The 24,259-nt window shown below is 49.0% G+C and carries 21 protein-coding genes; 8 read left to right on the top strand and 13 right to left on the bottom strand.

The genetic code is table 11. The annotated features are described in order from the left end of the window. Positions 1-426 precede the first annotated feature (426 nt). Entirely contained in the window at positions 427-1,578 is a 1,152-nt protein-coding gene (locus Q0577_RS19290) for a DUF3095 domain-containing protein (protein ID WP_298739191.1), read from the top strand. A gap of 74 nt (positions 1,579-1,652) precedes the next feature. Beyond that, a complete protein-coding gene (locus Q0577_RS19285; protein ID WP_298739190.1) occupies positions 1,653-2,309 on the top strand; it encodes a response regulator transcription factor in 657 nt (218 codons plus the stop codon). On the opposite strand, the gene Q0577_RS19280 is transcribed toward Q0577_RS19285, so the two are convergent. Further along, positions 2,306-5,317, bottom strand: coding sequence for an ATP-binding protein (locus Q0577_RS19280; RefSeq protein ID WP_298739189.1), 3,012 nt, complete (start codon positions 5,315-5,317; stop codon positions 2,306-2,308). The two genes, Q0577_RS19285 and Q0577_RS19280, sit on opposite strands and share 4 nt — an antisense overlap. On the opposite strand from Q0577_RS19280, the gene Q0577_RS19275 reads away from it, so the two are divergent. Beyond that, a complete protein-coding gene (locus Q0577_RS19275) occupies positions 5,316-6,821 on the top strand; it encodes a hypothetical protein (RefSeq protein WP_298739188.1) in 1,506 nt (501 codons plus the stop codon). The genes Q0577_RS19280 and Q0577_RS19275 overlap by 2 nt on opposite strands. Here the strand turns inward: Q0577_RS19275 and Q0577_RS19270 are convergent. From Q0577_RS19270 to Q0577_RS19250, 5 genes are all read right to left on the bottom strand, one after another. Then, positions 6,791-7,180: a hypothetical protein gene (locus Q0577_RS19270; protein WP_298739186.1), complete on the bottom strand. Its 390-nt coding sequence runs from the start codon at positions 7,178-7,180 to the stop codon at positions 6,791-6,793. The genes Q0577_RS19275 and Q0577_RS19270 overlap by 31 nt on opposite strands. Positions 7,181-7,228: 48 nt before the next feature. Further along, positions 7,229-8,464 carry a hypothetical protein gene (locus tag Q0577_RS19265; protein WP_298739184.1) on the bottom strand — a complete coding sequence of 412 codons (1,236 nt, stop codon included), beginning with the start codon at positions 8,462-8,464 and terminating at the stop codon, positions 7,229-7,231. 6 nt (positions 8,465-8,470) lie between these two features. Next, complete coding sequence (locus Q0577_RS19260) at positions 8,471-8,887, bottom strand: hypothetical protein (RefSeq protein ID WP_298739183.1); 417 nt, start codon at positions 8,885-8,887, stop codon at positions 8,471-8,473. Between the two features lie 57 nt (positions 8,888-8,944). After that, positions 8,945-9,076: a hypothetical protein gene (locus tag Q0577_RS19255; RefSeq protein ID WP_298739182.1), complete on the bottom strand. Its 132-nt coding sequence runs from the start codon at positions 9,074-9,076 to the stop codon at positions 8,945-8,947. Positions 9,077-9,173: 97 nt separating this feature from the next. Further along, entirely contained in the window at positions 9,174-10,817 is a 1,644-nt protein-coding gene (locus Q0577_RS19250) for a serine hydrolase domain-containing protein (RefSeq protein WP_298739181.1), read from the bottom strand. Between the two features lie 125 nt (positions 10,818-10,942). On the opposite strand from Q0577_RS19250, the gene Q0577_RS19245 reads away from it, so the two are divergent. Beyond that, positions 10,943-12,184, top strand: a complete 1,242-nt coding sequence (locus tag Q0577_RS19245; RefSeq protein ID WP_298739180.1) for a DEAD/DEAH box helicase — start codon at positions 10,943-10,945, stop codon at positions 12,182-12,184. Positions 12,185-12,230: 46 nt separating this feature from the next. Further along, positions 12,231-13,025: a DUF1080 domain-containing protein gene (locus Q0577_RS19240; RefSeq protein ID WP_298739178.1), complete on the top strand. Its 795-nt coding sequence runs from the start codon at positions 12,231-12,233 to the stop codon at positions 13,023-13,025. A gap of 56 nt (positions 13,026-13,081) precedes the next feature. Here the strand turns inward: Q0577_RS19240 and Q0577_RS19235 are convergent, their stop codons facing one another. The 6 genes from Q0577_RS19235 to Q0577_RS19210 all read right to left on the bottom strand — a co-directional run bounded on the left by Q0577_RS19235 (position 13,082) and on the right by Q0577_RS19210 (position 21,076). Continuing rightward, positions 13,082-13,606 (bottom strand): hypothetical protein, encoded by a 525-nt coding sequence (locus tag Q0577_RS19235; RefSeq protein WP_298739177.1) that lies wholly within the window; start codon positions 13,604-13,606, stop codon positions 13,082-13,084. Positions 13,607-14,134: 528 nt separating this feature from the next. Continuing rightward, positions 14,135-17,413 carry a SusC/RagA family TonB-linked outer membrane protein gene (locus tag Q0577_RS19230; protein WP_298739176.1) on the bottom strand — a complete coding sequence of 1,093 codons (3,279 nt, stop codon included), beginning with the start codon at positions 17,411-17,413 and terminating at the stop codon, positions 14,135-14,137. A gap of 135 nt (positions 17,414-17,548) precedes the next feature. Continuing rightward, a complete protein-coding gene (locus Q0577_RS19225) occupies positions 17,549-18,124 on the bottom strand; it encodes a DUF4974 domain-containing protein (RefSeq protein ID WP_298739174.1) in 576 nt (191 codons plus the stop codon). Positions 18,125-18,185: 61 nt separating this feature from the next. Then, on the bottom strand, positions 18,186-19,397 hold the full coding sequence (locus tag Q0577_RS19220) for a FecR domain-containing protein (RefSeq protein ID WP_298739173.1): 1,212 nt from the start codon (positions 19,395-19,397) through the stop codon (positions 18,186-18,188). Positions 19,398-19,709: 312 nt separating this feature from the next. After that, on the bottom strand, positions 19,710-20,477 hold the full coding sequence (locus tag Q0577_RS19215) for a FecR domain-containing protein (protein ID WP_298739172.1): 768 nt from the start codon (positions 20,475-20,477) through the stop codon (positions 19,710-19,712). A 29-nt stretch (positions 20,478-20,506) separates the two neighbouring features. Next, the gene (locus tag Q0577_RS19210; protein WP_298739171.1) at positions 20,507-21,076 is read right to left on the bottom strand and encodes a sigma-70 family RNA polymerase sigma factor; all 570 of its coding nucleotides are present in this window, start codon (positions 21,074-21,076) and stop codon (positions 20,507-20,509) included. A gap of 443 nt (positions 21,077-21,519) precedes the next feature. On the opposite strand from Q0577_RS19210, the gene Q0577_RS19205 reads away from it, so the two are divergent. Continuing rightward, positions 21,520-22,404: a hypothetical protein gene (locus Q0577_RS19205; RefSeq protein WP_298739170.1), complete on the top strand. Its 885-nt coding sequence runs from the start codon at positions 21,520-21,522 to the stop codon at positions 22,402-22,404. Next, a complete protein-coding gene (locus Q0577_RS19200; RefSeq protein WP_298739169.1) occupies positions 22,328-23,008 on the top strand; it encodes a hypothetical protein in 681 nt (226 codons plus the stop codon). Before Q0577_RS19205 ends, Q0577_RS19200 begins: the two co-directional genes overlap by 77 nt. Positions 23,009-23,076: 68 nt before the next feature. On the opposite strand, the gene Q0577_RS19195 is transcribed toward Q0577_RS19200, so the two are convergent. Continuing rightward, entirely contained in the window at positions 23,077-23,751 is a 675-nt protein-coding gene (locus Q0577_RS19195; protein ID WP_298739168.1) for a hypothetical protein, read from the bottom strand. Between the two features lie 268 nt (positions 23,752-24,019). Between Q0577_RS19195 and Q0577_RS19190 the strand changes: the two genes are divergently transcribed. Next, positions 24,020-24,226, top strand: coding sequence for a hypothetical protein (locus Q0577_RS19190; protein WP_298739167.1), 207 nt, complete (start codon positions 24,020-24,022; stop codon positions 24,224-24,226). Positions 24,227-24,259: the final 33 nt, after the last annotated feature.

The following is a 24,259-nucleotide window of genomic DNA, read 5'->3' as shown; positions in this document are numbered from 1 at the left end:
TGCAATCTCAGCAAAGTGACCTTACTTGACGTATTACACCTTCCAAATCTTTTATCTATTTTACCTGAGTTAATTTCAAGTAGTTTATCGAAGTGTTTTTTACTTTTCAGATTAAATTTTGGAAACGTAATTTTAGGCATAGGCATTGAGGATTGTCATAATTCTTTAATGGTTATCAGTTATACGGTCTGCATGGAACGTACTGCTGATTTTATTTCATAGCGTAACCGGCTGCGTTAAATTTTGTACTTTTTTCCCGGAATTCCATCTTTCTCCACCAGTTTTTTTGCTCCAGGTAAAAAATACCGTATTTCTACTCTCTGCCCTCCCGTTTACCGGTGCAATAAATCATATACCTATTGTACTTTATCATGCCCGTATTACCAGATTTTCTTAAATTTCCACTACCGTTTATCCGCCATAACAATGTCCACTTCCAATTCACACTTCTACTCACAGCTCCCTGTTCATCGCATGCCACTCAGCGACCTGCTCATTGCAGACCGGCTTTTCCACTCCATCCCGGCCGACTGGCACGTGATCATTACCGATATCAAAGGCTCTACCTCCGTTGTACAAGCCGGCCAGCATGAAACCGTGAACCTGGTGGCCACCGGCAGCATCGTTGCCGTACTAAACATCAGCTTCAAAGCCAATATCACCATTCCCTTTTTCTTCGGCGGCGACGGCGCCACCTTCATTGTTCCTCCCGGGGTAAAGGAAACTGCCATGCAAGCCCTGCGTGTATATAAAAAACAGACCTCCGATAATTACCAGCTTGAACTCCGCGTGGGCTGCATCGCGGTAGCTGATATCTATGCCGCCGGACAGGCACTGAAAATCACCCGGTTCAACAGCTCCGGCAATTTCTCCATCCCTGTGATATTAGGCGATGGCCTGAACTATGCCGAACGCCTGATAAAAGGAACAGACTACATAGATCCGGATCAGCAGCTGCAAGAGCTGGAGCCTGACCTCAGCGGCATGCAATGCCGTTGGGACCGTATCAAACCTCCTCAAAACAATCATGAAGTGGTCAGCCTGATTGTGACCGCGGCGCCGGAAGCGCAACAAGCCGCTGCATTCCGGGAAGTAATGCTGCATATTGATGAGATCTACGGCGGGCCTGAAATAAGACAGCCCATATCAGTGTCCCGCCTGCGGCTCACCACCACCTTCAACAAGCTCAGGCTGGAGATCCGCAGCCGCTTCAGCAACATGCGGTTCCTGCACCTCTTACAAAGCTGGCTCAGTAACTCACTGGGCTACCTGTACTTTCAGACAAGAACAGGCAGAAGCTACCTGCACCGCCTGGTGGAAATGTCTGATACGCTGGTGATAGATGGAAAAATTAACACCGTGATCTCCGGCACCGAAGCACAACGCCTGCAACTGGAAACCGCCCTGAACACCCTGGAGCAGGCAGGCCGTATCCGCTACGGCATCTATGTCAGCAAAGAATCTGTGATGTCGTGCTACGTGCGGGATATGAAAGACGGGCATATTCATTTTGTAGACGGCGCCGATGGCGGCTATACAAAAGCCGCCGGCATACTGAAAATAAAACTGGGCATGTGACCGTATTTTTCCCGTAGGCAGTTCAAAAAGATTATAATATCATTGCTTCATGACACAAACCCCGATTACACTATATGGAAAATATCCGCATTGCCCTGGTAGATGATCATGTGATGCTGCGCCACGGCCTCGCCATGCTGGTGTCCGCGCTCGGGTACCGGGTGCTGTTCGAATGCAGTAACGGACAGGAAATGATCTCCAGGCTTGACCCCGCCTCACTGCCCGACATTGTGTTGATGGACATCAATATGCCCGAAATGGACGGCTACGCCGCCACTGCCTGGCTCAAAGCACACTATCCGGAAGTACACGTGCTTACCCTGAGTATGTACGACGATGAATCAGCCATCATCAGGATGCTGAAAAGCGGTTCCCGTGGTTATATCCTGAAAGAGTCTGAACCGGAAGAGCTGAAGCGTGCCATTCACGATGTATATACCCATGGGGTACATTATACGCAACGGGTTACCGGTAAACTGCTGCATGCTATCGCCAGCGGCGAAACCTCCGCCGCTCAGGTGCAGCAGGTACTGCAGCTGAACGACCGGGAAATAGAATTCCTGAAACTGGCCTGTACAGAAATGACCTATAAAGAGATTGCCGACGTCATGCACCTCAGCCCAAGAACCATTGACGGTTACCGCGAAGCGCTTTTTGAGAAGTTAAATGTTAAAAACCGGGTGGGACTCGTGCTTTTCGCTATTCGTCATAATATCATCCAGGTAAGCTAGCATTGCTGAAAGCTGATCAGTGTGCCCTGCCCCGGCGCTGAGCGGATGCTGCACCTGTAGCCGATCTCTTTTGACCTGCTTTGCATATTCTTCAATCCATTCCCCTCCGCTGCGCCGTTCATGTCAAACCCTTTTCCATCATCCGTGACAGTTATGACCAGCCTTTCCTTTGTTCCCTTTACCTCCACCCTGATCTGCCTGGCTTCGGCATACTTTAATGCATTGTTCACCGCCTCTTTCAGCATCATGTACAGGTTTCTTTTTTCCTCCCTTCCCAGTTTATGGTCCCGCAGATCATCCGCAATGTCGTGCTGATAGTGTACGTTGCTGGCGGCGCATAAGGGTTGCACAAAGTTCTGTATCCGCAGCAACAGGTGCTCCAGTTCATCCCGCTTGTCGTCCAGCACCCAGATAATGTCTTTGATCCCGGTAATGGCTTCCTGGGTGCTTTCCTTAATTTGCGGCAGGTATTTTTCGGGGTGATCATCCATCATCGCCAGGTTGGTGTATAACTTCACGCTGTTCATGGTGCTTCCCAGGTCATCATGCAGGTCGCTGGCCAGCTTTACCCTTATCTGCTGTTCTCTTTTGATCTGCCGTATCCGCAGCAGGTACAGCCAGTAAATAAAGGCAGCTACCGTCATCGCCACCAGCAGCCTGAACCACCAGGTTTCGTACCAATGCGGCAGAAAAACCAGGGTCAGCTCCTTTATTGCGCTGCCGATACCATCCTCATTGAATGCCTGCACCTCCAGGCGGTAAGTACCATGCTTTATACCTACCAGGTCTATAAACGGCTGTGTACCGTTGGCTATCCAGTTATCCTGCAGCTCTTTTAAACGATAAGCATAGGTTACCTTGTTGAAATGGGGAAATAACAGCCCGCTGAAATGGATACTTACCTGCGTATAATCATTGGGCACCTTTACCGTTCCACTCACCAATCCGCGGAAGTCCTTATTGCCCTCGCGGCCGCCTTTGATCTTTACTGCAGCAATCCATAGCAGCGGCGGCCGCTGGTTCAGGTGTATGCGGCCAAGATCTACCCGGGTAAAACCATTTGCACCGCCGAAATAAAGGTAATTTCCCAGCCTGGCGCCACTGGTTTCATCAAATTCATCTGCGTGCAGGCCGTCTTCCACTGATATGCTGCGCGCTTTCCCGAAACGCCGGTTGTAATAGAATAAGCCTTTATTACTGCTTACCATCAGGGCGCTGTCTGCCAGCGCATATATTTTGTACAATCCTGTACCGGTGATCCCCTTTTCCCATGACAGCAGCTGGCTGTAACTGAGATCCGCACGGGTTTCAATCACGCCCCTTCCGTAAGCGGCAAAGTAATAATTGTTCCCGATACGGCAGGCATCCATCAGCAGTGCCGCCGGCGATCCTGTTACGGGGTCGTAAATGGGATGATGTCTGATACTCCCCGTGCGGAGATCGTACACGGAATAAACGGATTTGCAGACAATGCCCAAACGGCCTTCCTCGTCCCAGAACAGGTTATTGATCTCCGCATCTTTCAGCTGCGCCGGGTGGGAGAACAAAGTGAGTGTATCTATCCGCCGTTTCCGGAAATCCCATATATAGATCCCTTTATAAAGCTGACTGGCCATCAAGAGCAGCGAGTCTTTATACATTGCGGAAGCGATCAGGAAATCATTTTTTATCAGCGACAGTTCCGGGTACACCTTTGCAGCATCTTTCAGGCCCTGCGGCGTAAGCGCCATCAGCTGTTTTTCTCCGGAGGCCAGCAGGTTGCCATCGGGGCATTGCAGCAGCTGGTAATACGGCTGGCTGCCATCTGCTTTATCAATTGTGCTTTGCATGGTGTTGATCCTGTAAAAACCATCCGGCGCACAGCTGTATACGATGGAATCATTCACCGGCAGCAGGTGATAGCTGCGGCGGATGCTGGTATTGTTTCCATTGAAGGAGTACTGGTAACCGGTAAAAGGCGAGGGATCTGCCGGCGCAACCAGCACTGCTTCCAGGGTTCCCACCCATAGCGATACCGAGTCGGCATACAAGGCATACGCATTGCGCAGCAATCCGTTCTCCGGGTAGTTGGCGGCATTCCTGATAACGGTGAGTTGCCGGGTACCGCTGTCAAAACGATACAGCCCTTTGCTGTTAGATATATAGATAGCGCCGCCTGCCAGACTTACACCGCTGGTTTCCTGCCCATCCAGCCACGCGGCGGCTTTCCCGAAGAAGCGTTCCGGCGACTGTATCTGCATGGCCTTTGTGTCCAGTAACAGCAGCCCATTGTTGGTGGCCGCCAGCAGCTGATCCTTCGTCAGCCGGTGTACGCCATGGTAGGTTACACCCGGCGGACCAGCAATATAACGGCGTACTGCTGACCAGGTTTTGTCAAGCACCGCTATCCCGTTATTATCCATGAACACCCAGAGCAAGCCGTCATCATCTTCGATGATCTTTGAAATGATCAGGGCCCGGCCCGGCATCAATGCCGACATATTTACCTTACGCACAATCGCCAGGTCCCTGGTGCTCACCTGGAACAGGTAACCATTGTTGGAGGCGGCATATAACAAACCTTTTCTGACCATCAGCTGGTAAACCGGTAAAGGTGTGCTATCGCCCGGGGCGCCATAAAGTGGCAGCTGCCGTTTTATTCTACAGGCGCCCAGATCTATTTCGTGGATGGCCCCATTGCTGCAGGCCGCCCACAAAGCCCCTGCAGCGGTATCCAGCACCATGTCATGAAAATCAGAACCGCTGGTGGCGAGGCTGCTGTCTTGTACGCCGGCGTTAAATACCGTGAAGGCGTGGCCGTCAAAACGGTTCAGGCCATCCTGGGTAGCGATCCATATGAAGCCGTTTGGATCGGATATAATTTTACGTATATTAGTACCAGACAGCCCGTTCTGCTGATTCAGCTTATAAAAATGTGTGAATGAAGGCGTTTGAGCATAGCCCCCGGTCATCCCTGAAAAGAAGAGCACTGACAAACACAAACAACCTTTACCAAATCTCTTTATCATGCCAGATCCCCATTGGACAGTCTCCATCATTGCGCAGTATACGGAGAGCGATGAATATATTCGCATTTGCTATAACCAGCTAATTCAATCAATTCTGCAACACAGGAACCGAAACGTAAAATTCTACTTGCTGAAGTATCACAAAGAAACTGAGGTTACAAATTTCATTTCCTATGACCTGGTGTCTGAAAACGAAGATCGTGTTCCACATACAACACAGCCAAAAAGTACGAAAAATTTTTATGACTCTCCCGAAGTGATCATTGAATTCTTCAGCGACTTTTCATTAAGACATGAAAATGATCATCATTTCCTGATCAGCTGGGGACATGGCAGTGGTTTCGGATTGTTCAGAGAAGGCATGCTGCCGGAGCTGAAAATGAGGTTCATCAAAGCGGGCCACGAAAATGGTGCGCCCTACCCGGAAAAAGACGAAGACGAACAGTTACTGGAGGCGATACAGTTCTACCATATGATGCTATCCTCCGGTATAATGCTGCCACAAGCGGCTGACGCTACGGTACGCGCATTCGGATCTTTCCTGGAATCGAAACAGCGGTTCTACCTCAATAAGAATAAGGCGGAAATGGTTACCGTACTCAGACAGTATTTCAGGGTGGTGTCTATGAGAGATTTTGCTTTCGCCATCAACCGCACATTCGGAGCCAGGGGCGTTAAAGTGGATTTTATGTACACGATGAACTGCTACATGCAGATGTTTGAAACCGGGTATCTGCTGAAAGATAATGTCCGCTATTTTGCAGGCGCCGAAAATTTCCAGCCATTTCCGGGACCTGATTATGACGCTCTGTTCTCTGATCTGGGCGCCACCTATGCCGTGGAGCAGCCCGACCTGGATCAGCTGTCCAAAAGCATTATTGACCATCACAAAGCCAAATACACCCGTCATGAAGTTGAACAATTGCTGCTGATGGAATCCGGTACAATAGAAAGGGTGCGGTTACATATCTCGGAAACCTGTTTAGTGGTCACGAGGCCCCCGCTTTATGAGGCATTAAGGGTAAAGTTAGATGAACTGGCCGCGCTGCTCATGGCTAATGAAGGTGAGCTATATCTAACCATCCAAAAAGCAAGAAAAAAATGTTTGTCTGTTACCACCAACAATTACGGGATCATTGATATAGCTCATTTTTGTACCAAGCTGCTCGAAATGCCTTTGCCGGATGGCCCATTGGCAGACTGCCTGCAATCGGTTATTGACATTATAACCACACCGGGCAGACTGGTGGCAGAGATAAAAAAGGCGTCCGGGCTATGTGACCCTATCTTTAATCCCTTACCCCAGCCAACTATCTGCCCTAACGGGATATCGATCTTTTTTCCAAAAGATAAAAGAAATAGCCGCAGGGCACAATATGTTCATTATATCATGCAGCATGTGTACCTGCCGCAGCCCGGCGCTCGTCCGAATGTCTTCCTGGCCGATTCCATCTGGGACCAGTTCGTAGCCAGTTACTTTTCTGCCGAACTGCCTAATGACTGAGGCGCCGGCTGTTTCACTTTCAGCGCTGCCCCGGGCACTTCAAATTCGATCCTGAGCTCCTTGGTATCTCCCGTAGAATCCGGCCGCAGGAGCTTTGTTTCCACCCTGGATACAAAGAAAACAAACTCTTCGCCCCGCAGATCCCCGGTAAACTCTGCTACCATGGCGCCCTCATCATCGTCGCCAGACCCGGTAGGCGGCACCTTCGTGTCATCCACCTTCATGGATACCATTATTTTTGCCGGCATGGCGTCTTTCGCGGGAAAAAAGAAGATGTCGAATTCATCGGTGTTCAGCCTGTAAACATTGTCAATGCCTTCTTCCGGTGTCAGAAGGGCTTCTGCTTTTTCTAGTGCCATAAGTAAAGGATTTAAATGGTGATCTGAATTGATTACTGTTCTATCATATTACCTGCTGTTTAAACCATATCGCAGGTCAATATTCGAAACGATCTTACTCAAGGGGTCTGTTAACCCAAGATAGTTGTTGATCCCCGCACCGGCTACCACCCACCAGTTACCCCCAACCCGGAATTCAGCGCCGAGGTTGAACAACAAAGCCTTATCCAACAGCTCCTGCTTCCGGTATTTGTACTGCGCTTCAATAAAGCCACGAAAATCTTTTGTGCCGAGATAGTACCTGAGGTTACCTGAAAAATCCAGCTTTGTTGAGTCTTTTCCTTCAGAACGGGGCAATGCTACGTGCGCGCCTAACAATAATTGTCCACCCTTATGTATGCCCAGGGCCTGTGTTATCCAGACAGCAAAAGAAGAGAACTGCGCATTCGAGATCAGGCTGTCCCTTGACTCTCCCACCCAGGCCAGCGCGAGGTCTGTGCGGGATGCATTCCAGTTATCATTCCTGTACTTTTCGATATAGGCATCCACCCTGTTGGCATACTCCACGATGACATCCTTGATTTCTTCGGGGTTAAATTCATCGTTGGAAAGTGAAGCCAGGGATTGGGCATATCTGTTAAATGCACTTTCAAGCGCCGTATCCGGATGCGTTTTTAAATATACGCTAATATTCTGAATAAATTCCCGGAACTCCTCCTGGTGGGTTTGATAGTAATCGGGCCGCTCTTCTGCAGGCGGCTGCACAATATTGTTCACCCAATAATTGGTGAGTGCGGTGTAGTCTGCCATTACCTTTACCTGGTTATTGAAGATAAAAGCATCCACTTCGGCAGAGCGGTAAACATCCGCGCGTTTTGACAGGAAAGACACCCGGTAGCCGATGCCCAGCTTGGAAGCATATGCCGTAGTATCGCTCACCGTTCCCACACTGAAAGAAGAGCGGTACAGGAACCTGCGGAAGAAGGAGGTCCGGAAATCATACAAGGTCCATTTCTTTGAAGCGATCTTCCAGGGGGCCGCTTCAAAGGCGAAGTTGCGGGGTATCACGCCTTTCCCGTTAGCATAGAAGGGGCTCACCAGCGCAGCAAATTTCTTCGCATCCGAAGGCCGGAGGATGTCAGAAGGATCTGTGCCCAGCGCCTTGAACGCCGGCATGTCCGGCACTGTAAAGTCGAGCAGGAACTTTTCGAGCAGTATACTGTCGGGCGGGGTCTGGGGCCTGGCTTTCAAACAGCAGCAGGAAAATGCCGCCAAGAGCAAAACACGCCTGTATAGCTTTTCCATATATGATCAGATAACAAGTTTCAGTGTAATAAACGCTTCTTTGATGGAGGCGCCATCCGTCTTCCCCTGCACAATATCTCCACCGATCACGGCAGCCGTGGAGAAGGCATTGCCCTGCAGTACGGTTAACGTTAGTGTGTAACCTTCATCATCTTCTCCTTTCTTTACCCAAAAGCGTACATCAATGGTACGCCCCACATATCTTTCTACCGGTTCTGTAGGATTGAAATCATTGACAACCGGGAAGAAATCGTCATGCGGTATTTCGTTGCTGCCGCTTCTCAGGGGATTTGTCAGTACAGGCGGCACGGTTGCATCTGCAGACCATAACTGGTAAGTGTAGGTAACGAAATATATCCCCATCATTTCGATGTTGATCCACAGCCGTTCCCCCTGTGGATTAAATTTTACAGGCTTGATCATAACAATCCATTAAAGTGTTAGTACTATTGATTGGTAAGCAGACGAAGCTGTCTGCTGTTACCTATCCGGCTCAGGTAGCGCCGGTAATTCGTGATCGGGGTCAAAGTACACATGGCAGCCGCAACCGGAAGTAGCGCATTCAAGCTGCGTTACGTCCCCCGGGGCTTTAATTTCATAGATCTTTTCCATAGCTGACAAGCTTTGAGGTTATTTAACAACCTCAAAGCTACAGCGGGGGTATACTGCTATCAACGGGAAAAACACCCTTTCGGGTTGGGGCACTGCCCTACTCCTGTTTCTTAAAAAGAATATTTTTAATCCGGCCGTTCGTCAGCCGAAAGCCAGCCATCCGGCCTTGCTCATCTTTAAAAAACTCGATCGTACCGTTAGCGCTGCTGAACTTCCCGGCCTTTACAAAATCCGGCTCAAAGATAAAATCACCCAGGCGCATATGATGGGCCGTTAGTTTGCCATCCTCAACGGAAAGCCTGTACGCTGTTTCCAGCTCTTCGCTGTAATAGGTGCCTGCGCAACTATCTACCGCTGCGCGGCTCGGCGTAGCAGGAATCACCCTTGGGGCGATGATACCCCGGTATCTTAATGCTCCCGCCTGCGCTTTAATATCCCTGAAGGTAACCGAAGATCCATAGGCGGGTACCCAGAGCACCGTATCAGATTTTACATCTGCCGGGAACTTGTCCTCCCCATTGGCCTGTACCATCATACGTCCATCTTCCAGCGTAAAGGTTACATACCAGTCGTTTCCCAGCTGATAGCTGCCGGTATACTTTTTCAGTATATTCGTATCCGGCTGGATGCCGGGCAGCTTGCTCAGGTCTTCCCGCGGCGGCGCGGCTTTGATCTTATCCTGCAGGAATACCCTGGCAATGGCCCTGGCGTTGGCATACACATCGAAATTGCCGTAGTTGCTCAGCAGGATGATACTCAGCCGCTCATCCGGATAGTTGCTGATAACGGTACGGAAACCCGCCCAGCCGCCACTGTGGGAAATATTTAACACCCCATCCTGCCTGTTTACTCCCAGGCCAAAGGCATAGCCTGTTTTTTCCTTGTTATTCAGCTCCCCTGTTTCCAGCATCCTGAGATACACCGGGTCTTTACGTTCCAGCGCCTGCTGAAAATGGATCACCCATTTAGCCAGGTCTTCTGTTGTGGTAAATATGGAGCTGGAGCCATAGGCCGTCAGCGCATCATTACTCCTGTAATAGGCTTCTTCATTGCCTTCGTAGGAACCCGCCATTCCTTTGATCACTTTTGAATAGTTTTCTATAGACCGGGACGATTGCATGCCCAGGGGCCTGAAAATATGTTCATCCAGCCAGGCGGCATAGGTTTTACCGCTTACTTTAGCCACAATAGCGGCCAGCAGGTTATACCCTGTATTTGAATAGGAGAACTGTGCACCGGGATCAAAATCCAGCTCTTTCTGCTTTTTAACCATGCGCATAATATCCTCATAGCTGAAGCTCTCATCCCAACGCCAGCCGGCCGCATGTAAGGTAGCCGGCCAGTCTCTCAGTCCGCTGGTATGATGCACCAGGTGACGGATGGTGATCGTCTTGCCAAAATCCGGTACCTCCGGCAGGTATTTATGTATGTCATCGTCCAACGCAATCTTTCCTTCCTGCACCAGGGTGGAAATGGCAAAACCCGCAAACTGCTTGGATACGGATGCGATGTCAAACACCGTGGCAGGGGTAATGGGCACCTCAAATTCCAGGTTGGCCATGCCATAGCCTTTTTTAAACAGCACCTTTCCGTCTTTTACCACCAGTACGGCCACACCCGGGCTACCGGGACGGGCAAATTTTTTGAAGAGGGAATCGGCGGTGGACTGTACGGAGGGTGTTGGTTGCGCGGTACAGGACAAAGCGCCTAAGAGCAGCAGGAAGGTGCAAAGTGTTTTCATGATGTAAATTTAATTCGATCCTGGTTGAAAGTGCATAATTTATAAAGACGGCCCCTGGGGCGCAAGGTTGCATCCACCCTGCGCCAAAATACCCTCTGCCCAAAATTGACTACCTTTGTACCCTCATGAAATTCGAACAATACCGCATCGCAGAAGAGATCAAACGCAGCCTGGCAGAAAACGGCTTTAAACGCCCTACAGATATTCAATACAAGGCCATTCCATCCATCCTGAAAGGAGATGATGTGCTGGCCATCGCTCAAACAGGCACCGGCAAAACCGCCGCCTTCGCCATCCCCGTACTGCAGCTGCTGCACCAGCAAAGCCGCTCCCGCACCAAAGGCGAGGTAAAATGCCTGGTGATGGTGCCCACCCGCGAGCTGGCTATCCAGATCTCCGAAGTCTTCAAACAGATCGGTAAATATACCCGGGTAGATATTATGGCCCTTGTGGGCGGCGTGGAACAGGATGCCCAGATCAAAAAACTGGACAAAGGCGTGGATGTACTGATCGCCACCCCCGGACGTATGTTCGACCTCATCAGCCAGGGCCACCTGGACCTCTCCCATGTACAAACGCTCATCCTGGACGAGGCCGATCATATGCTGGACCTCGGTTTTATCCGCGATATCCGCGATGTGATCAAACACCTGCGCCGCGATCACCAGACACTCTTCTTCTCCGCTACCATTGATACCGAGATCAAGGACCTGGCCTATTCCATCGTCCGCAATCCCATCCGTATCCAGATCTCCCCGGAAGATCCCATTTCCAAAAACGTGAGCCACTCCGTGGCCTTTGTGGAAATGGATGATAAACGCTTCTTCCTGGAACGCCTGGTCAAAGAATTCCCGGAGAACAAGATCCTCGTTTTTGTGCGCACCAAAGTGCGCGCTGAGCGTGTAGCCGCCGCCATGGAACGTGTAGGTGTCAAAAGCCTGATCATGCACGGCGGCCGCGAACAGGACGACCGCCTCTCCGTGATGAACGAATTCAAAAAAGGCGATGTCAAGATCCTGATCACTACCGACGTGAATGCCCGCGGCATCGACATCCCCAACGTAGACTATGTAGTGAACTACGACCTGCCCGATGAACCCGAAAAATACGTACACCGCGTTGGCCGCACGGGCCGCGGCGTTCAGAAAGGCCAGGCCGTAACCTTCTGCAGCACCGAAGAAAAACCCATGCTGGAACAGATCCAGACCTATATTGGCAAAGAGATCCAGGTGATGAAGATCGACAAGAATGACTATCGCGAAACCATCGCATTCTCCGAAGACATCCCCAACGAGAACTGGCAGCTGCTCATTGAACAACATGAGAAAGCCCTGCAGGAGAAGAAACGGAAAAAGAAAAAGAAATAATTTCTGGCTATCTTTAAGCAGCTACTCAATCTCCATTATGACAGGCATGAACTTTCCACGTGCACTGGCACTGCTGCTGCTGGTGACCATCGCAGGGCACAGCGCCCAGGCCCAAAATCAATGGGTACCGCTGTTTAACGGCAAAGACATCAATGACTGGATCGTGAAGATCCATCACCATGAAACCGGCGATAACTACGGGAATACCTTCCGCGTACAGGACAGCACCATCCAGGTGCGCTATGACCAGTATGGCGACAACTTCAACGAGCAGTTTGGCCACCTTTATTATAAAACACCTTTCTCCTACTATCACCTGCAGCTGGAATACCGCTTCACCGGCCAGTGGATGAAATCCGCCCCTGTTTACACCTTACTGAACAGCGGCGTGATGTATCATTCCCAGGACCCGCGTACCATGCCCAAAGAGCAGGACTGGCCCATTTCCATCGAAATGCAGTTCCTCGCCGGATTGGATGACGGTCAGCCGCGCCCCACCGGCAATATGTGCTCCCCGGGCACCCACATCGTATACAAGGGCAAGCTGGACACCCGCCATTGTATCAATTCCAGCTCCAAAACCTTCGACAAGAACGAATGGATCAAAGCAGAGCTGATTGTGCTGGGCGACTCCCTGATCACGCATATCATCAACGGCGATACCGTGCTGCAGTACTCCAAACCCCAGATCGGCGGTCCGGTAGTGAACCGCTACGATCCCAGGCAAAAGCAGGATGGGAAGGTATTATCTTCCGGTTACATCGCCCTGCAGAGCGAGGGCCAGGAAATTGATTTCCGGAATATCCGGATTAAAAACCTGGCTCCGGCGCAGGGTAAATAATTAAAAAAATTAAGCATTAATAACCAGGAGGCTGGTGACCAGCGCGGATCACGCCTCTACGGTTCGTAGCCTTCCAAATAAAAGTCCAGGTCTGTCTCTGTTGCATTGGCAAAAATGCAGGCGGCTATCATTTGTCCTGCAAAGGAAATGATGTCTACCATTTTGCGGGCGTTAAAGAGCCGGCTTAATTTGTCGAACAGGGCCTGGTCTGTTTTTCCGTGGTTGCTGCCGATTGCTTTTCCGAATTCCATCACCAGCCGATCTCTTTCTGTCAGCTTTAACTTGTCCGGATTCTCGCCCGCATCGATGATGCATTTGCGGAAATAGGTAGTCCAGAGCAGACATTGACTTGCCCGGGATATGGAGTACGCATAGAGGTTAACGAGGCGTTGTCCGAGGATGATCCTCATATCATCATATACTACGTACCATTGCATGTACACTTCGAAGGCGGTAAGGGAATATCCGAGGATGCCTTTCATGTTGGTAATGCGGGTTTTGAAACGGATGCAGTGCCGCTCGAATTCGGCAAGTACTATGGAGGGAGCGGTCTCTGAGGATAAAGGGGTAATTCTGGCCATTTTGAGGAGGATTTTGTAGCCAGAAGTTACGAAAATATTTGTGAGGATTGAGTGGGTGGCAAGGGGGGTGTAAAAGTAGCGGCAGGGCAAAAGCTGCCACTACTTTTATTTTCGCTATGGCATTTTGTAGTAGGGCGTTACACAAACGTCCTGATAGTAAGTTTTTGTGACTGATCCTGAGGTAAGTGTGCAAAGAGTGCCAGTGTTTACAGGAAGGCAGCTTTCTGGCATTGTTTCAGGCAAAAAACAAGGTACTTGTCCCGTTATCTTATAACGAGCAGTAGCAAATCGCTTGCCCCCCATAGCGCTGGTAATTGAAAAAAGCAATGCGACCAGGCATACAATCCCCGCTGGCTTAAAGTTGGTACGTTTCATGGTATAAAATTTAAAGGTTAAGAGAAAAAAAATTGATTCTAAATGCAATCAATTTTAAGCGGGAGTAGCGAATACAGCGTTAACGGAAACAAGGGTAGAAAAAAAGGAGTAGCAAATAAGTGGAGTAGCAAACTTTCAGCTATGCGAGTAAATTTAGAATGACAATTGCATACCAAGTGTAAGAACCCGCAGTGACGGATAACTATCGGGACTCGCAGTAATTTCGGGATCCCTCCCTTTATACTTTGTCCAAGTAAACAGGTTAATGCCCTGAAAATACAATTTACAACTTTTTATATTAGACCGCAGCAATTTTTTTTGCGGAAAATGAAAAGCAAACACAAGCGATTGTAACCTAAGATAGCTTGCATCAGCCAACCATTTGTCGCTTTGTCGGGCCAGTCCAAAGGCGCCACCGGCATCAGTATCTCCAGAAGCAGTATAACGCTGTATCGCAGCGTTGTCCCCCGGGCTCCGCCATCTTTCCAGTACTGATAAAGGTTGATTACCCATCATCCCAGGTGCCATTAACGCCGAATATTCATAGCCATAGTTGTTCTGCCTGGTGTACCTAAACAAACAGCTTACTTCAAAATTATTATAGCGTATATTGTTGTACCACCCTCCATAGAAGAACGGTCCTAATTCCGTTCCCAAAGCCTTGTCGTCTAAAAGATCTCTATTATTACCAAAGTCCTCGAACTTATAAACTCCTGTTTGTGGATCTACTTTCTGCAGATGGTATCTCATTAAAAGATCAATAGACATCCGTTCCTTATAGTATCCTTTATATGTTGAATTGTCAAGATAGGGGAAAGTGGTTAACCGGTTTTTGGGAAAACTCAGGTTCATATTTGTGCTCCAGGTTACTGAATTACTCCGGAGGACAACTCCTTCAACATCTATTTCAAAGCCTCTGTTTACTACAACTGCCGGAACATTTACCGGCATATATATACTTGACGAAGGATCGTCAACATTACTTACAATTGTTTGATAACGTCCCGTAAGAAGCTGGTCTGTACTTCTATTGTTATAATAACAGAAAGTGGCTAAAATTCGGTCATTTATAAAGCCAACATCAAGTGCTACTTCCGCCTTACGGATTTTTTCCCAACCATGTGAAAGTACGTGTCCAATAGTGTCAGCTGCTATACCTTTACTTACGAATGGCATTCCCCACACCCACGTTTCCCGGCTAATGTTCCTTACATATGAATCATTTCCAGTTACTCCATAACTTCCACGAAGCTTACCGAAGCTCAATGGTCCATTTCTTCCAAACCAACTTTCCCTGCTAAAGACCCAAGCTACGCCAACAGCCCCAAAATTTGCATATTTACGGGCAAGCCGATTTGAACCATCTCTATTAAAAGTCAATGTAAGCATGTACTTATCTGCATGCTTGTACTCAAACTGAGTGTAAAAAGATTGGTTCTTAAAATTGGTCTGGGTACTATCCAGTTTAGCGTTGCCTTCCGCAGCAGTAATATTTTCCATAGACTCGTCATTCCCCTTGAATCCCCATGCAAAATATCCTTTCTTTAGCTGGTCCTCGAATTGAATGCGGGCGCCGGCCGTTAATCCAAACTGTTCCTCACCTATAGTCTTATCCCAGCTAGCTCGTACATCTACCAAACCGTTTATGTACTTGTTATTAAAATAAGAAGCAAAACCAGCTTCAGAAAACCCCATCGTAGGCCCCATTGATCTGGCAGGAACAATCTGCACTTCATCGATTTTAATCGAACTGCCTCCAATGTTGGCGCTAAACATCAAGTTTTTAACCGGCTCCCAGGATGTATTAATAAAGGCTCTAAAGTTCCTTGATCTGGCGGTTGATGTCTGTAGTAAAAAAGCATAAGGATTGTCAAATGTACTATCGGCGTAGTTTAACTTTCCGTCAACATACACCTCAGGTGTATTGGGAGGTGCGGTAGAGAAAGTGGTCAGATCCGTTGTTGGCAGGTAATTTCGGTCAGCAACATAGTTTCCAGATATATTCATTTTCACTTTCTCATTTCCGGAATTAAACCGCAGCTGTAGCATTGCAGCACCTTTCCCATACATAAAATTTTTTGAAGTAGGATACACTGTGCTTTCCTGTCGATATGATCCACTGGCTCTATAACCAAAATTTTTGCTGCCTCCCTTCATTTCTATGTTGCCATCGCGTATAAATGCCGTCCCGCCAATCATCTCCTTCTGCCAATCGGTATAACGGTCAGGACTCCATTTAAGAAGATCAGGAGCACTTTTTACATCCGGAATTCTCTTATCATTACTAAACGCTTCGGTCCTCATTTCCAGATACTGCCTGGTATCCAAATAATGTACAAGGTTCGTTGCTTTACCAAATCCTGCATACAAATTAGCCGCTCCCGATATCCAGGTTCCACTTTCGTTCGGCTGCTTACTATTTATCAATATCACCCCGTTCGCCCCCCTCGTCCCATACATCGCCGTTGCATCTGCATCCTTCAATATCCTGATACTCTCAATGTCATTTACCGACAGCAAATTCAGCGGACTTGGCGCTACATTGGCTCCTGTAGTCCCCGACATATTAAAAAAGTTCTCGTTAAACGACACACTCGGAAAAGGCACCCCATCCACCAATATCAGCGGGTCACTATTGCTCTCAATACTATTCTTCCCCCTCAACCTGATCCTATACCCACCGCCGGGTAACCCGGTGGTTTGATTGATATACAAACCCGGTACTCTTCCCTGCAAGGCGCCCAGCACATTATTTACCGGCGACTCTGCAATCTCTTTACTTTTCACCTGCTTCACCGATCCCGTAAGCGAACCCTGCACTACCCCTGTCACATTTACTTCCTGCAGTGGCGCTATCATTGGAATCATTTGTATATAAATAGAATCAGCGTAGGAGGATAGCACCATTGGCTTATACCCCGTACGCTGTACCAGCAGTTTAGTATGAGGCGCTACATCCCGGAGAAAAAACCTGCCATCACTTTCCGTGCTCATCCCAACGTGCCTGTCTGCCGTCATAACGGCCACTGCCTCCAGGGGCGCTCCCTTTTCGTTGACCACTACACCTGTGATGAGGCGCTTATCCTCCTCCGGTATATAGCCAAGGTCTACATCTCCGTCCCTTTTAAATGACACTACGAACACATCCTTCCTGTAGCACCAGGCAATACCGCGCTTTCTCAGCAGTCGTGCCAGTACATTATCCAGGGGCTCATTGCGGAAATTAACTGTAACCTTTTCATAACTGTTAAGCTGCTCATCATTGTAAAAAGCAGTCATGCCTGTTTGCTCATATACTATTCTGAACAGATTTTCAAGGGTGATGTTCTCCTGGCGGCACGATACCCTCCTTGCGCCCGGGTAACCCTGTGCACAGAGGTTACTTGCCGAAGCGATGATGATCAGAAGGGTAAACAGTGATTTACAAGGCATATGAACAGGGGTTCGTTGTTGCTAACAGAATGTAAGCTTTCCTAACTACATATACGTAGCAAAGATATGCCCGGATCCAACATCCGCAAAAATACCGGACGCTCGCCCTGTGGTACCATTCATTTACTATGAAGATCATCTGATATGAATATCCCCCTTTTTGTCAATATAGGTTTCTACATTATTGTAGCGCAACTCATCAAGAAACTCATCCAATGGCATCGTGGGATCCATCCTGCCTGAAAGCTGCGTGGTTTTAAGTGCTTCCCTGTCGAAGATCACCTTCCTGGAGTAATTCTCTTCAATCATCCCGGCCACTTCGCTCAACCGTTTATTCGCAAAATGGGTTTGCTGCTTCTGCTTATTTTCCACCTGTACACTGACACGGACGCGGTAATACCGCGTGAAAGCATAAATCCCAACCCCTATTAGGGTTGCCAGCAAGCAGATAGCCGCCATCTTCGCCAGCGGGAAATGATACACCCGCAGACTGAAATGCTCGTGCGGCGAAGTAACCTTTGCATCTTCCCAGGCCTGTGCTGCCTTAGGATTGGTTCTGACCTGCCGGCGGATATACCTGTTTTCCTTCCAGGTGGTCTTCCCGGCGGGCTTTAGTACGATCAGGTCGATAAACTCGTCAATGTTAAAAGGAGCTGGCGCAGTGTTCGAAACCCTTTTCGCCCGCCTGACATATTTTCTTAGGGAAAGCATAGAGATAATACAATTATTTCGTTTCATAATTATCGCCATCAGCAGTTGCTATCCCCTGCTGCTAGTGTTTTTCTTTCTTCTCTTTCTTGTCCTTCTTACCTTCGTTTTCCTCGTTCCTGTCCAGGTGTATGGTTCCTTCTTCATCATAATACCACATACCCACTTCGGTGTTTTCTTTCATTTTTTCAAAAAATCCCTCCACAGTTTCATTCTTATCCACCTTCCCCGTAAATTTCACATTACCCAGCCGTTCGCGATCAAAGCGGATCCTGATACCGTAAAGTCGTTCTACTACCTTGCAGACTTCTGACAGCGGCTGATCAATAAACCTGTACTGTCCCTTCAACCATCCCATCACCATCTCACCCCTGAAATCTATCAGCGAAGCCTCCAGGCTCACCGGATCCAGCACCATTTCCTGGCAGGGCTGCAGGCGCATGGAAGGCCCTTTCTTCGGATCCACTATAACGGCCCCGGATACCAGGGATACAATAAAATTATCTTCGTAGGTATTGATATTAAAATCCGTTCCCAGCACGCGCACATTTCCTTTTTTGGTATGCACAATAAAAGGGCGTTTCTCATCCTTTGCTACCGAGAAATAAGCCTCGCCATCAACATACACCTCCCTGCTGATACTGCTGAACGTAAAGGCAAAGCGCAATTCGGTGGCGGCGTTCATATGCACAATGGTACCGTCTTCCAGGGTAACGTTGTACGAATGCGCTGCCGGTACCCGTAGCGTGTTCTCTTTGAAAGCCAGCTTGCCAGGCTGGGCGCTGAACTGCAGCATCTCTGCATTGGTGCTGAGCAGGGCGTACCTGGTGGGGATGGTGGCCACTTCGGCGCCCAGTTCTACCCGCTCTCCTTTCGCCATTTCCAGGATCACTCCTTTTGAGCTGCCGGGCAGGTGGCGATGATCAGATCTTATTGAGGGAATAAGAAAGAGGCTTAATATGACCACCGCTGCTACCAGTACGGCGGCTGCAATGTTCAGGTGCCTGCGGTTAGCAGATGACTGCAATGTAACTGCATCCGCCGTTTCCATTACCGGCTCATAGCGTTTCACCAGGCTCAGGGGCCATGCCGCCGGCATGAAATTGGGGTGTCTTTCCGCCTGTTGCGGAAAGGTTTCTGTTACGTCCTGTTTCAGTTGGCGCGCTCTATCGTATCTCCGAAGCATGTAATCAATGTACCGGTCTTCGTCCCAGTTGGTACAGTTGTCTAGCTGGCGTAGTAATAAGATAAGGAACTCGTCCTCATTAAAGGTCATAAGAATGATTTTGGTGCGTTTGAATGTGTCGGGCATCCAATAAAGTTGGTAGGTATACCAGTTGGCTTTCATTGCTGATCTATTCCTTCCTCCCTGATCATAGATAAGGTGTGTCTTTTCCACATGATCGGCCAAAGCTATGTACACTTATATATATACGGACAAAGGCCCTCCCGGGTACTACTCCATTCTCATCTTTTTTCAAAAATTTTCATTTTTAACTGCTGTTGTTCATCCGGTTTAAAAAGAAGGCCGCTAGACAGCGGCCCACACCATACATATCTATTGGTGAAAAATGAAAATGATGACACACTACTGCAAGTGCAGTATATCCTTATGAACATAGTAGTTGATCTTCATGGTGGTAGCCAGCGCCTGCAGAAAGGCCTCCAGTGGCTTGTTGCGGTCCATCATGCCCGTAAAGCGCTCTTCGCCTAACCCGGGACGGTCTATCATCACCTGCACGCCGTACCAGCGTGGCAGCACTTCCAGGATCTCCTGCAGGCTGGCATCGTAAAAGTAGTACTTACCCTGCCGCCAGGATAATACCTCCTGCTCATCAAATGCCTGCAATCGAATGTGCTGCTGATCGTCATATACTACCTGCTGCCCCGGTTTCAGGGCAACATCCTTATCTTTTGTTTTAAAGCATACCGCTCCATTCACCAGCGACAGCTTCATCGCAGCAGGATCATAGTCATTGATATTAAAAGCCGTTCCCAATACCTGTACTGTTCCATGCTGTGTATGCACCACGAAAGGCCGGCGGGCGTCCTTTGCCACTTCCAGGTATGCTTCGCCCTGTATACAGATCTCCCGGGTACTGCCGCTGAACTTAAAGGGAAACTGTAAGGTTGTAGCAGCGTTCATCCCTACCACCGTACCATCAGACAGGGTGATCCGGTAGTCTTTTCCTATGGGAACCTGCAGGCTGTTCATGGCCGTAAGCGCGGTATTGTTCTCTTCTTCTTTCAGCGTATACGACAAGGCCTTGCCCGCATTCTGCAGGCGGGCATCCGCTAAAACAATCTTATCTGTTGCCGCAGACAGGTTCAGCCTTTGCCCATTGGCCAGCTGCAAAGCAACGGTCTTTGCAACCGGTTGGGGTATCACTGTGGTAGGGCGCGCAGGATCTTCATGGCCCTCACCAGCTGGTTTTTGACGGTGTTGGGACTTACGCCCATCAGGGAGGCGATCTCCCCGCGACTCTTATGCTCTATATAAGCCAGCTGGAACACCCTGGCGGATAAACGGGGTACTTTGCCGATGGCGCTCTGCAGGGAGCTGCACAGCTGCTGTTGCCATTCGCGGTGTTCTATGCGGTACTCCGGCGGGCAAGCCAGCTCGGGTGCGGGCATTCTGTCCATACGATGCTGCCGGGTTTTATGCCGTGACAAGCGGTCCAGGCAACGGTTATACACAGCGCGGTGCAAGTAGCTCCTGAAGATGCTTCCATCCCCCCTGTTGAAACCAGGGTCCAGCCTGTTGAACAACTGGCGATGCCAGAAATCGATAAAGAAATCCTGCACCACGTCCTGCGCTTCCATCTCATCTTCCAGCAGGGAAACGGCTACTACCATCAGGTATTTGCGATACCTGGTATACACGTCGGCAAAAGCCAGCTCATTGCCGGCTTTCAGCTGTTCCAGTAAGGCGATGTCCTGTTCGTTGACTGTCATAATTTGTGATGGTTGGATAAAGGCATTCCCTTCGTTCAACAGGCTCTTTGCGGATAAAATAAAATTAGCGGAGTTCAGCTTATCAAAGCGTGAATTAGTTGTTAACACCTTTGTTAATCAAAGCAGAATCGGTCTTCACCGCCGGACAAGGAATTCATACCCGTAAATTTGATGCAGAAGAAGTACTGGCCAAAATAGATGTAGTTACCTCCCCCCTCCACCCCCAATACGACATATGCCGTATTGAGCATATTATTTCACTTTGTAAATTGCCGGCCTTAGAATTTGAAAAACTCAATACGATAATTCCATTGTTAAATAGAAAAATCATATCTATGAACAATTACTCCTCTCCCCGGCATCCTTGTTTTAAAACACACATGCCGTTACCCAGACTAATCACTTATTGCTCCACCTCAAACACTACCCACTTCTAAACAACCATGAACTACATACATCACCTGAACACATTCCTCTGGATACTCCAGCGGGAACGGCGCCTCACGCCCAGTCATATCAGCCTTTACCTGGCTTTATTCCACCACTGGAACTGCAACAGGTTCCAGCATCCATTCCCGCTTTTCCGGGACCGCCTCATGCAGATCAGCGGCATTGGTTCCAAGAACACCTACCTGAAATGCCTGAAAGAGCTGCACCGGTACGGGTACATCCGCTACTACCCATCCCTGCACAGGCACCACCGCTCCATGGTAAGCCTTATACGCTGGAAGAAAATGTCAGAGGCCAACCGGCAGCTGACTATTTTCCAGGCTGGTAACCCGGAAAACGGGCCGCTTACCATCACAGAAATGGGACAGCTAATCGCCATTATTGGCACGCTTACCGTCCCGGATCCGATACAACCAATGGTCAAATCTGAACCGGCTACCGTCCCAGATCTGAGCCCTATTTATAAACAGGAATTAAGAAAGGAAAACAAAGAGAGTGACCCACACCCCCCCAGTTTTCCTGCTGACAACCGCCCGGGGAAAAACGGAAACCAGTTTGCAGCCCGCGGCGCCGCCCGCCCCCCTGCCCTTTCCCTGCCGCCGCCTAAAGATGCGGTGCTCCAATACTTTGCGGCAGCCAGTTATTCCGAAAAGGACGCCCTGAAATTCTACGCCCACTACCAGGCCAATGGCTGGCTGCTGGGAGGGAAAGTGCCCATCCAGGACTGGCAGGCTGCAGCCGATAAATGGGTCAGCAACTCCTTCGAATATCAGCGGGTAAATACGTCTAAAACCAATCAACATGCAGGAACAAAGTCAGATCAGCTACTCGGACAACACAAAGTCAACCAGGACAAAAGCTACGACAAGCCCTTTTGATTACAATGAAGCACTGCAAGCGGTGATATCCTATGGCAAACAGTTAATAGGGCCGTCATTCAGGATCTTCGAAGAAGACCGCGCCACTGTACTGAAACTGTGCAGTTGGTTTCTGCGTGATGAGGTCATTGCGGCTGAAGAAGGCCTCAGTCTTCATAAAGGTATTTTACTGACCGGACCTATCGGTTGTGGTAAAAGCGCTTTGATGAAGATCCTTTGCGCCTGCACGGAGCCTGCCTGGAAATTTGTGATGAAATCCTCGCTTAGAACGGCGCTGGAGTTTGGCCAGGAAGGTTATACCGTGATCGACCGTTATACGGCCAGGTCATATGACCTTCATGGAAGGCCGCGCAGCGTTTGCTTTGATGACCTGGGATGCGAAAGCAACATCCCCAATTACGGGATTCCTTTCAATACCCTGGCAGAGATCCTGTCCATCCGCTACGAGCTGTTCGTGGAAGATAAAATGTTCACACACATCACTACGAACCTGAATGCCGATGAGCTGGAGGAACGTTACGGGGCCAGGCTACGCAGCCGCATGAGCGAGATGTTCAACCTGGTGGCCTTCCCCGGGCCAAGCCCGGACAAACGGAAATTATAACAGCCCCTCCAGGAATAGAGGGGCCTTTCTTAAAACCAAAACCAAACTACATGAAACAGTACCTCCGTTTACGCATTCGGCGCATCTACCAGGATGATCCCTACAGTGTTGTAGGCTTCATCATTCAGCGTATAATACTGGCCATTTACAAACTGGTAGTACGTTACTCCCAGTACCAGGAACAGTATATCTGTGCTGTTGGGAGTGAGCATATTACTCAGACTGATGTCCGCTGTCAGCTCCCTGCTGTATGCCAGTTCCGCGGTCGCACTGATGGCCCCCTGGTGGGTACCCGAATCAAAGTTCAGTTCCGCCGCGCCACAGACGACGGTGAAGTGCGTAGTATTAGGCGGCGCCTTCAGCATCTTCCTGGAAACAAATGCCGGGATGTCTACTTTAAGCGTACCGGTACTACGTTCAATCGTTGCCGTATAAGGGGCAAAGAATACCCTGCTCAGCTTTGCAGCCAGGTTAAAGTCAAAGCCCCTCAGCAGCTGCAGATTGCCGTCGCTGACTTTCCGCTGCCCGCGTTCGTTCAGCGGGTCGGACTTGATCACTTTCGACATGGCCCTTGACAACCGTATTGTCTGCCGCGCATCGCTGACGCTATCAACAATTGCCCGGAATGCATCGGTGAGCAGTTTACCGGCTCTGGCGGCTCTTTCAAATTCCGCCATGTTCTCGCGGGTACGTTCAAAGTTTGCCTGGGTGGCTACCCGCTTACTGTAATGCTTGCTTGCCATAATTAAATGTTTAATTGATTCAAAAAAATGCAGCATGTTATAAGGCACATACTGTTTAAGCCTTCATCATGATGAAATCGTTTACCAGACAGTATTCCGGCGTAATAATTTATTATCGTTACTGCTATCATCCAATTGATAGTGCAATACTAAAACAGGCGGACAAACGAAAAAAGACAAGTGGCCGCTTTTGGTAAACTTGACCAAAATGGTACTAAATGGATACCATCATCGTTCATTGTTTCATCGGTAAAACCAATACAACCACATGAAAAAACAGGTTCTAAAAAGGATCGTTATTTACCCGGAAGACGTGGAGCGCCTTACTGGTTGGAGCCGCCGTTCCGTCAGGCGTTTTTTACAAAAGATCAGGGAGTATGCGGGTAAAGAGAAAGATGATATTCTGACCATTACAGATTTCTGCCATCACACCGGGTTAACGGAGGAGCAGGTAAGGCCGTTCATGACCGACTAAAGCCAATACAATGTTTCCGTAAAAAACTTGATT

Source organism: uncultured Chitinophaga sp., assembly GCF_937898475.1.
In the GTDB taxonomy this organism is placed as follows: domain Bacteria; phylum Bacteroidota; class Bacteroidia; order Chitinophagales; family Chitinophagaceae; genus Chitinophaga.
This window is presented reverse-complemented; position numbering and strand designations above follow the sequence as displayed.